Origin of the sequence: Moorena producens PAL-8-15-08-1 (assembly GCF_001767235.1) — a bacterium.
Lineage (GTDB): Bacteria > Cyanobacteriota > Cyanobacteriia > Cyanobacteriales > Coleofasciculaceae > Moorena > Moorena producens_A.
In genome coordinates this window covers 1,509,689-1,524,782 of record NZ_CP017599.1, presented here as the reverse complement: position 1 = coordinate 1,524,782, position 15,094 = coordinate 1,509,689, and the positions used below count along the sequence as shown (strand labels likewise).

Annotated in this window: 10 protein-coding genes; 5 read left to right on the top strand and 5 right to left on the bottom strand. The window is 43.9% G+C overall.

Features of this window, described 5'->3' with window-relative positions; translation table 11 throughout:
- Positions 1 to 427 precede the first annotated feature (427 nt).
- Together BJP34_RS05800 and BJP34_RS05795 are read left to right on the top strand one after the other, a co-directional pair.
- Positions 428 to 1,339, top strand: coding sequence for a DUF3598 family protein (locus BJP34_RS05800; protein WP_149030820.1), 912 nt, complete (start codon positions 428 to 430; stop codon positions 1,337 to 1,339).
- A 451-nt stretch (positions 1,340 to 1,790) separates the two neighbouring features.
- Positions 1,791 to 2,570 carry a DUF3598 family protein gene (locus BJP34_RS05795; RefSeq protein WP_070391522.1) on the top strand — a complete coding sequence of 260 codons (780 nt, stop codon included), beginning with the start codon at positions 1,791 to 1,793 and terminating at the stop codon, positions 2,568 to 2,570.
- A 325-nt stretch (positions 2,571 to 2,895) separates the two neighbouring features.
- Here the strand turns inward: BJP34_RS05795 and BJP34_RS05790 are convergent, their stop codons facing one another.
- Together BJP34_RS05790 and BJP34_RS05785 are read right to left on the bottom strand one after the other, a co-directional pair.
- Positions 2,896 to 3,780: a hypothetical protein gene (locus BJP34_RS05790; protein ID WP_070391521.1), complete on the bottom strand. Its 885-nt coding sequence runs from the start codon at positions 3,778 to 3,780 to the stop codon at positions 2,896 to 2,898.
- 413 nt (positions 3,781 to 4,193) lie between these two features.
- Entirely contained in the window at positions 4,194 to 6,242 is a 2,049-nt protein-coding gene (locus BJP34_RS05785; RefSeq protein ID WP_070391520.1) for an ABC1 kinase family protein, read from the bottom strand.
- A gap of 529 nt (positions 6,243 to 6,771) precedes the next feature.
- On the opposite strand from BJP34_RS05785, the gene recN reads away from it, so the two are divergent.
- Positions 6,772 to 8,598 (top strand): DNA repair protein RecN, encoded by a 1,827-nt coding sequence (gene recN / locus BJP34_RS05780; RefSeq protein WP_070391519.1) that lies wholly within the window; start codon positions 6,772 to 6,774, stop codon positions 8,596 to 8,598.
- A 332-nt stretch (positions 8,599 to 8,930) separates the two neighbouring features.
- Positions 8,931 to 11,516 (top strand): GAF domain-containing protein, encoded by a 2,586-nt coding sequence (locus BJP34_RS05775; RefSeq protein WP_070391518.1) that lies wholly within the window; start codon positions 8,931 to 8,933, stop codon positions 11,514 to 11,516.
- A 122-nt stretch (positions 11,517 to 11,638) separates the two neighbouring features.
- On the opposite strand, the gene BJP34_RS05770 is transcribed toward BJP34_RS05775, so the two are convergent.
- Positions 11,639 to 12,103 (bottom strand): hypothetical protein, encoded by a 465-nt coding sequence (locus BJP34_RS05770; RefSeq protein ID WP_070391517.1) that lies wholly within the window; start codon positions 12,101 to 12,103, stop codon positions 11,639 to 11,641.
- A 506-nt stretch (positions 12,104 to 12,609) separates the two neighbouring features.
- Between BJP34_RS05770 and BJP34_RS05765 the strand changes: the two genes are divergently transcribed.
- On the top strand, positions 12,610 to 12,891 hold the full coding sequence (locus BJP34_RS05765) for a helix-turn-helix domain-containing protein (protein ID WP_070391516.1): 282 nt from the start codon (positions 12,610 to 12,612) through the stop codon (positions 12,889 to 12,891).
- 455 nt (positions 12,892 to 13,346) lie between these two features.
- On the opposite strand, the gene hisB is transcribed toward BJP34_RS05765, so the two are convergent.
- Both hisB and fabI read right to left on the bottom strand, forming a co-directional pair.
- Positions 13,347 to 14,009 carry an imidazoleglycerol-phosphate dehydratase HisB gene (gene hisB, locus BJP34_RS05760; protein ID WP_229424260.1) on the bottom strand — a complete coding sequence of 221 codons (663 nt, stop codon included), beginning with the start codon at positions 14,007 to 14,009 and terminating at the stop codon, positions 13,347 to 13,349.
- A 164-nt stretch (positions 14,010 to 14,173) separates the two neighbouring features.
- On the bottom strand, positions 14,174 to 14,950 hold the full coding sequence (fabI, locus tag BJP34_RS05755; protein WP_070391515.1) for an enoyl-ACP reductase FabI: 777 nt from the start codon (positions 14,948 to 14,950) through the stop codon (positions 14,174 to 14,176).
- Positions 14,951 to 15,094: the final 144 nt, after the last annotated feature.

Sequence of the window (15,094 nt, the reverse complement as noted above, 5' to 3'; positions counted from 1 at the left end):
TGGAGATTTGCCCATCTAAGCATATGCTGTTCCCGTAGCGTGCGCATTAGCTGATAGCTGATAGCACCTCAAGTAGCGTGCGCGTAGCGCTAATCGCTGTTCGCTTACGTTTCCACAATTATCCATAACTCTTTTATAGTTACCGTTTACTCTACGCTAATTTCTCCAGAGTTAGTTAGTAGCCCTTAAAATTACCAACCATTATAGGACAGATTTTAAAAAACAGTAGAAAAACATGATATCTACGGATCCGTATCGGAATTGTGAGATTTTTTGTTCCCTGTTCCCTTTGCTATCTGAGATAATTTATTGTTATTTATAGACCAAAATTAAGTTAACTTCAGTTTAGCATCACCCAATTTCTAAAAGTTGTTTGTTTTTATATAGCGTTTCTAGGACTCATGAGGTACACATAATTGTTTCACTCTTGGCTCTTAGCTCTTGGCTCTTGCTTAATCCCTGCTCCCTGCTCCCTGCTCCCTGCTCCCTAAAACCTAGATACCTGTACCTCACAAGTCATAGAATTGCTATAACAATACTTTACACAATAGCTATGAATCAGACATTTGAACAGTTAAAGCAGCATAACTGGACTAATTTTATGACCCATCATTTACGAAATTGGTATGGGTCTTGGACAATTTATTCCCCTGAAGGTGAAGTGATGGAATCCTTTGTAGGTAGTCGATGCTCTATTAGTGATGCTGAACAAACTCACATTACCCAAACTAACGTATATATGTATGACAATGGAACTGAAGAGGAGAAGGTTTACCAGAATACTCCCAATAGTTTAATCAATGGTTTAGTTGAACAAACCACTCAAGCCTCCTTTATGTATATGTTTGAGCAAGGCTCGGCTATTTGGACGGTAAATCGATTTGAACCAGGAGAGTTATTTGCAGTAGAGTTCTGGTTTAGATATCAAGAATTACGTCATAGTCTGCTAGTAGTGTATAACTCAGATGGAGAATTAACTCAAACAGTCAGTGTCCGAGAGGAGGATTTGCAAAAGCCCTGTGATCATTGGACACTTAACCCAGAGTTAATCCCCGATCGAGATATCCTTAATGGGGAAGAAGGATTAGCAATTACTCTTACCCCAGTCACCCAATTATCTCAGCCAACACCAACTTGTTTAGATTGGGAATATCCAGACCATCAAACTTTTTATTATCCAGATAGAATATCATTAAGTTATCCTCCCAAACTAAAACCAGGAATGTCTTTCGTTGTGATGGGAGATTGGCAAGTTAATCCTGATATTAGACAACAACTGCTAGTTGATTATAATTCATCTGGTGAGTTATCGTGCTTAACGTTAAAGAGTAATCAATAATATAGCAATTCTACAACTTGTGAGGTACAAATATCTGGGTTTTAGGGAGCAGGGACTGAGGCCGTTGGCCACGCTACGCGAACGGAGCAGGGACTTCGGAGCACGTAATAGAGAAAAGGCAAGAGCTAATAGTCAAACAATACTGTGTACCTCATCAGTCCTAGAAACGCTATATACACTATTTTAGGATTTTATACTTCCCTATTCCCTATTGTATTTTAGGTTCTTCAGTACCTGCTATCTATGCTAAATTTCAAGTTAAAAAACTCAGGAAGCTTACTGTACAAATGTTATGAGGCTATTTAACTAACAAAATTTTCTGAATACGGTCTTTTTTCACTGCTCCCTGCTCCCTGCTCCCTGCTCCCTGCTCCCTGCTCCCTGCTCCCTTCATCAAAGTGTTAATTTAGCCTAACAAGTACGGAAGAGCCCTATTTTATAGAATAAACCTATGGATCGAAAACTCCAAAATTGGTATAAGTTCTGTCGATATTATTCAGGAGACTTGTATGGGATTTGGACTAGATACTCAACCACAGGAGACGTCATAGAATCTTGGCGCTGTATTAGAAGCTTTCGTCCCAAAGCAGATTGTCATGAAATACATCACCAAAATCACTATACTTATGCTAATGGCAAGACAGAAACAAAAATCTTTGAACCCTACAAGCAACCTATCACAACCGGCTTGTTTTTAGACAACGGCTTTTCTTGGGGTTCCACCAACGTAAAATCTGGCTCCACCTTTTTTTCCGATATATGTTTAAGGTATGAAAATAGTCGTGCTACTGCGATTGCCAAATATGATGAAAGTGGCAGCTTAAAACGCTTTACTGTCTTTCCGGAACACCTAGGACATTTTCTTGATGCAGTCGCTCATGGGGGGACCACCAAGACCGCGCTGCATCGCTTTGTGAATGTGCCTGCTCTACCTCCCGCCCATCAAATCAGTAGCGACTGGCAAGGAACACTCCAAAGAATAACCCCGGACTGGCAAATTCCACCCCCAGTAGTAACCTCATGGCAACCGTTAGACAATTTACCTGAAGATTACCTGAAGTTACACTTTACCAACGGAATTTCAATCAGTTGTCCGGCACAGGTAGAGAGGGGAAAAGAGTTTTTTGTGGCAGTGGATTGGCTGGTTAACCAGACTGTATTGCAACGAGGCACTCGCCACTATGACCGATCTGGCTTTACCAGTTTTACTGTAGAAGTATTTAGAATTTAGTAAAACTATGATAGATAGCAATTATCATAGTCATGAGGACAAAGCTTATCCTTTTAAGGCAAGAGGCAAGAGGCAAAAGGCAAAAGGCAATATTAAAAAGGGTTTTAAGCGATGCAGCGCGGTCTTGGGGGTTTCCCCCATTAGCGACTGCATCAAGACAGGGAATTAGGTTAAAATAACACTGTACCTAATAAGTACAATAAACGCTATAGTTAAAAATACTCTTCAGCCCCAAAAACTACTTTTTTCCGATTCCCGATTCCCGATTCCCGATTCCCGATTCCCGATTCCCGATTCCCGATTTAACAATAATGAACTAGTTAAATCAGCCAGTTACTCTAACTTCATAGTTCACGGTTCCTAGCCAAGACATCCCAGGTATTTGGTATGGCTTGAATAGTAAACTATCTAAGTTACCATACTTTACTATATGCTTGATAAAATGTTGAGAACCTTTAAAAATATCAACACTATTAGGTATAGAGTTATCTTCTGAACCTAAATTTAGAGGTAATTTAGCTAAATCCTTGAGAGACTTTAACGACTCATAGGCTGAAGAAAACTGGATATAAGTACAAATAGCGCTACGCATTTTTGAATCAAGTCCAGCCGGATTCTTAAGTTTATCTTCTTCAATAACTCCGCCAAAACGCTTTTTAAGAAACGTCCTAACATTTTCTGAGTAGGACTTGGAATTATAATGATAAATCGCCTGAGTAATAGAAGATTGCTTACCAGAGTTAATCATTTCTCCTACCACGTAAGCTGCAATATCCGCAGTATAATCAGAATCTCTGGCTAACCTATCCAAAGCTTCTTCTACAGTGTTAACATCTATGTTGTCATTGGGGTCTCTATAGGCCACAATAGCCGAACCAATATCTCCAGCCCATGAGGTATGGTCACCAGTCCAGCTAGTGAAATCTGACCATTGGAATCCAGGCTGATCAATTTGATCAGAAAGGGAACCGATAAAATGACCAAAGTCGGTAATTTCACCACTTAATACCAATTCATTGATATTGAGTTTTCCTTCAAATTCATCTCGAATATACTCTTGGTGATACCCCGTAGCTGTACTCCATAACCGACTAGTATATGCCTTCTTAGTGTACCCACGCAAATGATTAACAATTTCATAAGCGGATTTACCAGGGTTCTCACGTTCAATTTTCTCGATGAATTCCAATGCTTCTTGTAGTTTAGACATAGGTTTAAACTATATTAATCCCTCTTAGTGATACTGTAACCTACGTCTTGGAGTTGTTAGATTCCGGATTTGTTGGGCAGATTTAGGTCTGAAGGTTGTCAGGTTGTCAGGTTGAAGGTTGGATGGTTGAAGGTTGGATGGTTGAAGGTTGGATGGTTGAAGGTTGAAGGTTGGATGGTTGAAGGTTGTTTGGTTGAAAGTTTGGAAGTTTAATAACCTGTAACCTGTAACCTGTAAGCTTCAACTGCGTCACCTGTAACCTTCAACCTGTAACCTGTAAGCTTCAACTGCGTCACCTGTAACCTTCAACCTGTAACCTTCAACCTTCAACCTTTAACCTTCAACCTGTAACCTTCAACCTTCAACCTTTAACCTTTAACCTTCCACCTTCAACCAAATAATATTGCTGTAATCTATCGCATTGCAGCAGTGGGGGGCAAAACCAAGTTAGGGTTTGACCCCTGCTCATGACCGTTAAGGGTGCCATTCTCAGGATTATCTTGGAGTAAAGCCTCCCGAATCATCCGAGCAATCACTCGCTGTGCCAAACTACCAGCAATTTTTTGTCCCATTTCCTGGGTCTCCTGTTTTATCAACACTTGAGGAATAACTGGCAACAATTGCATTAGGTCAAAACCAGGAGTGTCTTGTAAAATTTTCCAAATCCGCTTGATATTCTCATTGCTTTCGGGTTTATCTTCTGGCTTGTTGTCTTGATGATCTTTATTATTTATTTCTAAGCCTAGACGTTCCTGCAAGGCATAACTGACGTTATCCAAGGTCTGTCGTCCAAAGCTATCGATAGCCTTGACAATCTCATTGACCAAGTGCTCCCGAATGAAAGCTCCTCGCTCTGAAAAAATAAAGTCTAGGGTCTGATCTAAGACTTGGTTGATATCATAATCTGGAGAATTTCCAGCATTACGCAACAGGTTTTCTAGACGGTTCCAACGGAAACCCTCATCCTTGAACAGTAAATCCCTTAAGGATGCCCGTAATTCTGGTGATGGATCCGTCAATAGGCGCTTAGCTACATAAGGATAGGCTTTACTGAGTACTTTGAAATCTGGCTCAACATTAATGGCAATCCCTTCTAAGGTGACGAGGGAACGAATAATCAGGGCATAGTAAGCAGGTACCCGGAAGGGATACTCATACATCAACGCTGATAACTGGTCAGTGATACTCTTGAAGTTGAGTTCTGCCACACTGGCTCCCAAGGCGTTGTTAAAAACCTTGGCCAGGGCAGGAATAATTGGTGTCAGGTCTGTATCTGGGGTCAAAAACTCCAGCTTCACGTAGTCATTGGCCAAACCAGGGAAATCACGATTGACCAGATGGACAACAGCTTCAACCAAACCATAGCGCTGATACGTCTTGACTTGGCTCATCATCCCAAAGTCAATATAAGCCAGCTTGCCATCAGAAGTGGCTAACAGGTTTCCAGGGTGAGGGTCGGCATGAAAGAATCCGTGTTCCAGTAGCTGTCGCAAGGAACAGTTTACCCCAACTTCAATCAAGTGCTTGGCATCAATGCCTTGAGCCTTGATTGTTTCCATATCCGTCAGCTTACTACCCGTTATCCATTCCATAGTCAGGACACGACGCCCAGTGTACTCCCAGTAAATTCGGGGAACATAAATTTCTGGTAGTTTGCCGTAAAGCTTGGCAAAGCGTTCAGCATTGCGCCCTTCATGCTGATAGTCCATCTCTTCAAAGATCCGGGCACCAAACTCATCCATGATGGCAACCAAGTCACTGCGCACCCGCTTGACATTGCTTTGTACCCACTGTGCCAGACCGCGTATAATGTAAAGATCGAGGGTAATTTTATGTGCCAATCCTGGTCGCTGTACCTTGACCGCAACAGTTTCCCCAGTTTTGAGCTTGCCCTTATACACCTGCCCTAAGGAAGCCGCTGCCACAGGCTTTTCAGTCAGTTCAGCGAAAATATTTTCCGGGCGATCGCCTAATTCTTCCTCAATAAATTGATAAGCCACCTCATTCTCAAAGGCTGGGAGTTGGTCTTGTAGCAGCGTCAACTCATCCAAGAAAATTTGTGGGACTAAATCCGGTCGTGTGGAAAGAGCTTGTCCGATTTTAATGTAAGCTGGCCCTAGGTCGGTTAAAATTTCCCGCAGCTGAATCGCTCTGCGCTGGTTCTTGGTAACATCCCGACCGCGAAACCGATCCCACCACAGACCTAGAGCAAACGATATAAATGAAGAAATAATCGTGAAAGACCGCCCTAGAACTTGCAGGTATGCCTTGTGGTACTTGGCTGCGATCGCGGACGGGTCGTACCGTGGTTTTTCTGTTTCCAAGACAGAGGATTCCGTTGTCGAGCTCAACTCTTCCTCAACTGAGCTCTGAGTTCCCGACACTGGTAACACTGACCTGTCCGCATCAGCCTGTGAGTCTAGTGCTTGAACAGAAGTTGGGGAAACTGTTTTAGGATTCATAAGAAGATATTTCCGACGGACCAACAGAAGCGATTCTGTAAACTATTGTAACAAAAGGGGGATATCATTAAAACTTAATAAAGGTTCGGCAATCTTCATACCAGAATGGTGGAATAACCCATGCCTGGGTAAGAATACGTAAGCCATCAGCTATCAGCACCTCAAGTATCAGCCATTAGCTATTAGCCAAAGGCCACGCTACTGTTCGCGCAGCGTGCCCGTAGCGCAATCGGTGCTTAATGGTGCGACAATCACGCGAATTTAATTCTCAATTGCTTTGAGCGCACCTTTGAATAAAATAAGCTGACGGCTGTTCGCGCACCCGTGAGCTTTTAGCTGACGGCTGACGGCTGACTGCTTAAAGGAATACTGATTTTTAGTGGACAGTTGACGATAAACTGAATGGTGAACGCTCAACGATTACTAGAGTTAACCCTTAGACTTCAATTGGGTATTAGGGTGTGACTTTTCCGAAATTGTTACAAAATGTGTTTAATATCACAATTTTCCCAACAGTGAATTTTGCTCAATGTTACTTTATTTGCGAATTCACAACTTTGCCTTAATTGACCACTTAGACGTGGAATTCGGTGCTGGTCTAAATGTGTTGACTGGGGAAACCGGTGCGGGTAAGTCCATTATTTTGGATGCCATTGATATTGCCCTGGGGGGAAAAGTCACCAATCGGCTGATTCGCACAGGGACTAAACGGGCTTTGGTAGAAGCTACCTTCTCGGTAGATAACCCCTTGATAGCCTGGTTGAGTGAGCAAGAGATTGAGTTACTTGATCAAGCCGATTTAGTCTGTAGCCGAGAGATTACCGCAACAGAGAAAGGCATGCGATCGCGTTCTCGGGTCAATGGCACGATAGTTAATCGGCAACTGATGGAGGGACTGCGTGAGCGTTTGGTAGAAATTACTGCTCAGGGTCAAACCATACAGCTAATTATGCCAGCACGCCAACGAGGGCTACTCGACCTTTACGGCGGTTCCCTTGTGATCCAACAGCGAGATCGAGTTGCATCTGCGTATATAGCTTGTCAAGAGGCCAAGAAAGCTCTAGAGACACAGCAAAGGTCTCAGCAAGAACGCCTACAACGTCTGGACTGGTTAGAGTATCAAATTCAAGACCTCAGTGCTGCCAACCTTAGCGCTCCTGACGAACTTGAACAGCTTGAACGTGAACACCAGCGTCTGAACCATGTTGTGGAACTCCAACAGAGGAGTTACCAAGTCTATCAAGCACTTTACCATAATGATCAGGGGACAAAAGCAAGTGCTGACTTATTGGGTCAAGCGGAAAGTACCTTACAGGATATGGTAGACTATGATAGTCAATTGCAACCTCTACTAGACTTAGTCAGTGGAGCATTGGCTCAAGTGGTGGAAGCTGCCCATCAGATTAATGCCTATGGAGATGGACTAGAGACTGATCCGGAACGTCTCCAAGTGGTGGAGGAAAGAATTGGGGTTCTTAAACAAATTTGCCGCAAATATGGACCAAGCCTTGCTCAGGCAATCGCTCACTATGAGACCCTACAGGCAGAACTGGAAGAATTAGGCAGTGAAGGTGCATCTCTAGAAGAATTAGAGAAAAATTACGCATTTAGTCAGGAAAACGTGACCGATGAATGTGAGCAACTGACAAAATTGCGCTACAGGGCTGGGTCAGAACTTGAAAAACAGCTGGTTAACCAGTTAAAGCCCTTGGCTATGGAGAAGGTAAAGTTTACAGTGGAAATCAACCCCATTGTACCCACGGCAGCTGGTGGAGATCAAGTCACCTTTTGCTTCTCTCCCAACCCCGGAGAACCCTTGCAACCTATTGCTAAGACGGCTTCCGGTGGAGAGATGAGTCGATTTTTACTGGCACTGAAAGCTTGTTTTTCCAGCAGTAATCAGCCAGGAACAACCTTAATTTTTGATGAAATTGATGCTGGGGTATCTGGTCGGGTAGCAGGAGCGATCGCAGAACGACTCTACCAACTCAGTCAACGCCACCAAGTTCTTTGTGTGACTCACCAACCGTTAATTGCTGCGATGGCAGACCAACATTTTAGGGTAGATAAACAGGTGATTGCTCAACCGATTTCTAGCATTTTGAAACAACCATCTTCCCCTCAAGGTAACCGGTCTGGCAGTACTCAAGTAGTTACCCAAATCCCAGAATCTGGAATGCCCGAGCTTCGAACTGTAGTCAGGATTAGCCTCCTGAATCATCCCCAAAAGCGGCAGGAAGAAATCGCTCAGTTAGCTGGTGGACAGTCGGCTCAAGACGCTATGAATTTTGCAGCTTCCTTGTTGTCCCAAGCTGCTAGCTGGCGTAAGACATGCACAGTGGTAAAACAGGACTAAGGCCAAACAGCTAAATGTTAAAACTTGTGAGGTTGTGATGCATTAGTTTAATAGTTGAATCGCAATTGATTAATTAAGCTACTGACAAATTAATCTAGAATGCAGTATAATCCAGTCAGGCCATATTTAACTCTCAATCAGAAAAAATCTACTCAGCGGCCAGCATAGAAGGTGCTCTCTAGGTAATCAACAGATTAGCCTTAAACTCAGATCAATTCGGTTAACTGGCTCTGACGAGTCAATAAGTATCAATCTAAGAGTCAATAAGTATCAAAAATACGCCATCATTAGATCGCTTCAGCAAATCAAAAGCTTTAGCGCAGGATAATTCTATGGTAGCTGCATCTGTTTATCAAAACAATTCAAATCAGGTGGAAAAGGGGAGCATATCTGAGGCAAATTCCTCAGCAGCCGGTTCGCTAGTTGCGGCGGGACAAGGAATATCTAACTTCCTAGCGCCTTTAAACCGGGAAAGTTTAAAACAAGTAGTCCGAAGTGTAGAAGACGCACTCCAGATCGTCAATCAAACCCTGTCGATGCTGGACGCTCTACTGGAAAACCAAGATTTTGAGAAGGTTCTCCAGGAGATTTTGAATGCGATTACTCTTAAGACGGCAGAGTTAATGAATGCCGACCGAGTAACAATATTTTTTCTGGATGAAGACAAGCACGAACTTTGGTCGGTAGTGGCAAAGGGAGAGGGAAACAACACCTTAGGAGAACTGCGATTTCCAGCTGATCAGGGCATTGTTGGTGAAGTAGCTACTTTCAAACGGGTGGTTAACGTTCCCTACGATTTTTATGATGACCCTCGTTCTAACACTGCCAAAAAGTCTGACCAAAAAACTGGATATCGCACCTATACGCTGCTAGCCTTGCCCCTGTTGACTCGACAGGGAGATTTAGTTGCCGTAGTCCAATTACTTAATAAGGTCAAAAATTCCTATGCACAGAACGCTTCCTTAAACGAAAAAATTGATCAACAGGGCTTTACTGACGAAGATCAAAAACTGTTTAACGATTTTGCCCCTTCGATGCGGCTGGTTCTGGAATCTTCGAAGTCCTTGTACCGAGCTACCCAGAGACAACGAGCAGCAACAGCACTGATCAAAGCCACAGAATCCCTCAATCTCAGCAGTTTGGATCTAGACGAAACCCTCAAGCGGGTGATGGATGAGGCGAAAACGCTGATGAAAGCCGACCGTAGTACCCTGTGGCTGATTGACCGAGAGCGTAATGAACTGTGGGCGCAAATTCCCCAAGCGGATGGTTCCTCCCAAGAAATCCGGATCCCAATGGGTGTTGGCTTTGCCGGGAAGGTAGCTCAAACCGGTGAAGCTCTAAATATTCCTTTTGACCTATATGATCATCCCAATTCTAACAATTCAAAAAAAGTTGATCAGGAATCTGGTTATCGCACCTGTAGCCTGTTGTGTATGCCAGTGTATAACTCCAATCAAGAGTTAATAGGTGTAACCCAACTAGTTAACAAGAAAAAGACCGGTGACTTTGAGCCCTACAATCCCCATGATTGGCCGAAAGCTCCGGAATGCTGGAAAGCAAGTTTTAATCGAATTGATGAAGCCTACATGAAGGCGTTCAATATTCAAGCTGGGGTAGCTATACAGCGAGCGAAACTGTTTGCCACCATCAAACAGCAGGAACAAATTCAGCGGGATATGCTGCGCAGTCTCAGTAATGGGGTTATTTCCACCGATAAAACCGGTAAGATTATCGCTACCAATGAAAGTGCCAAGAAATTGCTGGGGTATTACCCTGGAGACAGCTTGGAGGGGTTATCGGTTAGTCAGTTGATTAACATCAAAGGCGGAAATTTTGCTCAATGGCTCCAGAACGCTTTAACTGCCAAGACAGAAAAAGACAGCCGTCAGTACTACCCCGACCAAACCTTGATATCCCAGGGGTTAGAATCAACCAAGCATTGTGTGAATCTCTCGATTAACTCTATTGCTGATGCCAGCGATCAAACCCATGTCTATGGTGCTTTGGTAGTCATGGATGACATTAGTGATGAAAAACGCCTCAAGACTACCATGTATCGCTACATGACCCAGGAGTTAGCAGAGGAATTACTTAAACTTGATGACCATAAATTAGGAGGCGATCGCAAAGAGGTATCAGTTCTGTTCTCAGATATTCGTGGCTATACTGCCTTGACCGAAAGTTTAAAGGCAGAAGATGTCGTGGGTATGCTCAACGACTATTTTGAGTCGATGGTGGATGCAATTTTTGAATATAAAGGTACCCTCGACAAATACATTGGCGATGCGATTATGGCTGTTTTTGGTTCGCCCTTGCCCCAAGAAGATCATGCTTGGAGAGCAGTGCAAACTGCCTTAGAGATGCGCCAGCGTCTCAAAGAGTTTAATCAAGAACGTGTTAAAGCTAATCGAAAACCTTTAAAGATCGGGATTGGCATAAACTCCGATAGCGTCATTAGTGGTAATATGGGTTCAACTAAACGAATGGAGTTTACCTCTATTGGTGATGGAGTCAATTTAGGTGCTCGCTTGGAAACGGCTAGCAAGCAATACGGTTGTGACATCCTAATTAGTGAAAATACTTACAGAGCTTGTGTGGACCAGATCTGGGCTAGGGAATTGGACAAGGTAATTGTTAAGGGCAAGACTAAGCCAGTATCCATTTATGAATTGGTCGGCCTAAAATCTGAACCGATTTCTGAGTACAAAGCACGAATCATTGAACATTACTACAAAGGCCGTCAGTATTACCTCCAGCGACAGTTCGCTCTCGCCATGGGTGAGTTTGGCACTGTTCTAGAAAAATATGACAAAAATGACCAAGCCTCTGTATTGCACCTGAGGCGTTGTCAGCGCTTTCTTCAAGAACCTCCTAACGATGACTGGGATGGTGGCTGGAAGTTGTTAGAGAAATAGTCGTTAGTCCTTAGTGATTGCTCAAAGTAAATTGTTAAGGCCATATCCCATAAAATAGGCGCTTAGCAACGGGTACAAGCCTAAGTCTTGTTTAAATTAACTAAGGACTAATGGATTAACGATTAGAGAACCTTGTGAGTGTACTCATGCTGTTTGACATTATCTTCCTTAGTAACAACTCGCTGCATATTTAGCAACCGCTTGCGTTCTGTGGAAAAGTTGAAGTTATCAAAGGTTGTGCCGAGGGGAATATGAGCGATCGCTTCTGGACAACTCTTGTAAGTGCGTGCAGCGGCGAGGGCTCGGTTAGTAAAATCATCGCAAAACTGAGCATCCTCTGGAAACTCAGCGGGTTTGAAAAGGCTATCCCCTGAGATTACTTTACCTAGAGTCGTACCACAAGCCACTGAGTAAGATGTAGGAACACTTTTAAGCAGTGCTTCTAGAGAGGCTGAGGGGATGGGTTCAATAATTTGAACTTGATGAACTTCACCCTCTTCTTTGATAAAGCAGGTGGCTAAGCCTACCACCAGGTAGTTATCGGTCGATAAATCGGAAGCATTAGCTAAGGGAGTTACAGCGGTCATAAGACGATTTCAGTACAGGATTTGAAACCAAGATAAATCACCCGCTAAGATAAATCAAATCAATAGCTTTGGTGGCATTCTATCAGGATAGCAGGTCAGCTGACACCTACCCGGTGCGCTTGACCTGTAATTAAATTCGCGTGATTGTCCCACCGTTTAATCCAACAGCGGCTCACCTAAGTCTTTTCTATTCTTCTGTTCTTGATGCAGTCGCTCATGGGGGAAACCCCCGCAGGTCGGCGCTGCATCGCTAAGTCTGGTGGTGGAGTGATGGCGCCATTAAAGCAACCTTAGTATCAGCCAACCAGGAGCCATATTTGACTGCAGGTGGATGACGTATAACGGATTGAGCTGTTATTTGTATATTTAAGGATGGCTGGGTTAAACAACCTGGAAGCGTTATGATTAGGTTTCAAAAAGCAAAAGCAGTTTTTGGCTACCTGCCATTATCTGTTTTTGTTCATAGCGTTGATGATATGGCTTTGAAAACTATACATTAAAGTATAATGCTACGTGAACATCATGACATAACCCTACTAAAGTTGCGCCAGCAAGTTGGCTTAACTCAGCGAGAACTTGCTGAAGCCCTTGGAGTAACCCAGAAAACCATTTCCATTTGGGAAAGGGGCAAAATGCAGCCTAAGCTCTCCTTTTGGCAAACTAAGTTAATCATGGAAAAGCTCAACTGCACCCTTGATCAGCTAATCATTGCCACTGAGCTGAAACACCAGAATGAAAATGAAATTAAACCACCAAGAATGATACCACATAATCCCAGATTTTTCTAAAACTCAAGGGTGTAATCTTGGCCTTTGCCTAGGTATGAATGAAGCACCGATTGCAACGGCTGGCTGCCTAGAATTGGTTTGCTAGCGTCAGCACTAGGGCGCTAGTCCTTTGACTCTATTACGATCTGCACAATGCGCTTTGCGCTTTGGTAAATCCTCGTTTGGATAATAGCTCAGTAAAAACCATTTCGTTACCAAATTCGTTACCAAAACTGTTACGAGGACTATGCCCACGGTTAGCATACTCTACGATCAAATGTAGTTAATGCTCCTTAGACCAGTCTAAAAGCTGTGGAACTTTTAGTCCCATGGCTTTTTGTTTGTTTTAAACCTTTAGGATTTCCCGATAGCTTTGTCTTGATGCAGTCGCTCATGGCGCATGGGTCTGTGTGCGGAACCTGCGTCCGCACCGCTGTTTGCCCCGTGGGAACCCCCGCAGGTCGGCGCTGCATCGCTTACAAAACCCCCTTAGAGCTTGGAATCATCCCTGCACGACGAGGATCAATTTCCACAGCCATGCGCATTGCCCTGGCAAATGCCTTGAATGTTGCTTCAATAATATGATGTGAATTGATGCCATCTAGTTGGCGGATATGTAAGGTGAGCTGACTATGGTTAACCAGTGCGACAAAAAACTCTCGCACCAGCTGGGTATCATAGGTCCCGACACGCTGGGTAGGAATTTCCAAGCCATAGCTTAAGTGAGGACGTCCAGAAAAGTCTAGAGATACCAGAATCAAGGCCTCATCTAGGGGAGCCAGGAAATTCCCGAAGCGAACTATTCCTTTGCGATCGCTTAATGCTTTTGCCAAGGCTTGCCCTAGGGTAATCCCAACATCTTCATTAGTGTGGTGATCATCAATTTCTAGGTCCCCCTTTGCCTGCACCTCCAAGTCAATCAGTCCATGGGAAGAGATTTGATGCAGCATATGGTCTAAAAATGGAATCCCTGTATTAGCGGTGCAGATACCTGTACCATCTAAATTCAGTGACACCTGTACATCAGTTTCCCCAGTAGTACGCCTGACTGAGGCTGTTCGCGCCTTTAACCTAGACTCTTGGGTGTTGAGAATTATCGGTCCGCTCTCGATCTGCGTCGGGTTATCGCTTACTTGCATTACATCTTTACTCCTGTCTTACTTAGCCTGACTTATTAGTTATCTGCCTATTTGCCAGTATTCTTCAGTTAAGTATTCGCCCATTGCATCAAACATTACGGAATGCGCGTGCATAATTATGAATTTTGATTTTCCAATTCTATAGTTGACGCAATTGTTCTTAGTCACATTCCCATTATTTCGTAACCAGCGTCTACATATAAAACCTGACCAGTGATGCCGCTGGCTAAATCACTACACAAGAATGCAGCTGCTTTACCCACTTCTTCCTGAGTAACAGTGCGGCGCAGTGGTGCTACTTTCTCTACATGATGAATCATATCCATGATCCCCCCAACTGCTGAAGAGGCTAAGGTCCGGATTGGTCCTGCGGAGATAGCATTGACCCGAATCGTTTGAGGTCCGAGTTCTGCTGCGAGGTAACGAACACTCATTTCCAGTGCTGCTTTAGCAACACCCATCACATTATAATTGGGAATTACTTTAACCCCCCCAAGATAGCTGAGGGTGACAATGCTACCCCCATCAGTCATCAAGTGTTTCCAAGCTGCGGTTAATCGATTGAGGGAGTAACTGCTAATGTCTAAGGCTAGGGAAAACCCCTCACGGGATGTCTGACTAAATTCTCCCGATAGATCCTCTTTATTGGCAAAGGCTAAACAGTGAATCAGGATGTCCAGTTTGCCCCATTGCGAAGCGATCGCATCCGCAATCGCTTCAATTTGGGCATCGTTTCGGACATCACAGGGCATGATAATGCTAGGCTCGAGGGGCTCTACCAGGTCTCGAACTTTTTTCTCATAGCGACCTTTTTCGTCAGGCAAAAAGTTCACACCTAAATTTGCCCCCGCGTTGTGCAACTGTTGGGCGATCCCCCAAGCAATGGAGCGGTTGTTGGCGATGCCAGTGACAAAAGCATTTTTTCCGTTGAGATCGAGCATGGTTTTTAGGTTGAGTCGCGCTATGAGTCAGGGTTGAAGGTTAGTTAGCCGTATATGACAGCCCAGTTATTATATCCCTTCTTGATGCAGTCGCTCATGGCGCATGGGTCTGTGTGCGGAACTTGCTTCCGCACCGCTGTTTGC

Excerpts from the sequence above, each read along its gene's own strand:
- BJP34_RS05795 (WP_070391522.1), top strand. The coding sequence starts at position 1,791 with ATGGATCGAAAACTCCAAAATTGGTATAAGTTCTGTCGATATTATTCA.
- BJP34_RS05790 (WP_070391521.1), bottom strand. The coding sequence starts at position 3,780 with ATGTCTAAACTACAAGAAGCATTGGAATTCATCGAGAAAATTGAACGT.
- BJP34_RS05785 (WP_070391520.1), bottom strand. The coding sequence starts at position 6,242 with ATGAATCCTAAAACAGTTTCCCCAACTTCTGTTCAAGCACTAGACTCA.
- recN (WP_070391519.1), top strand. The coding sequence starts at position 6,772 with ATGTTACTTTATTTGCGAATTCACAACTTTGCCTTAATTGACCACTTA.
- BJP34_RS05775 (WP_070391518.1), top strand. The coding sequence starts at position 8,931 with ATGGTAGCTGCATCTGTTTATCAAAACAATTCAAATCAGGTGGAAAAG.
- BJP34_RS05770 (WP_070391517.1), bottom strand. The coding sequence starts at position 12,103 with ATGACCGCTGTAACTCCCTTAGCTAATGCTTCCGATTTATCGACCGAT.
- BJP34_RS05765 (WP_070391516.1), top strand. The coding sequence starts at position 12,610 with ATGCTACGTGAACATCATGACATAACCCTACTAAAGTTGCGCCAGCAA.
- hisB (WP_229424260.1), bottom strand. The coding sequence starts at position 14,009 with ATGCAAGTAAGCGATAACCCGACGCAGATCGAGAGCGGACCGATAATT.
- fabI (WP_070391515.1), bottom strand. The coding sequence starts at position 14,950 with ATGCTCGATCTCAACGGAAAAAATGCTTTTGTCACTGGCATCGCCAAC.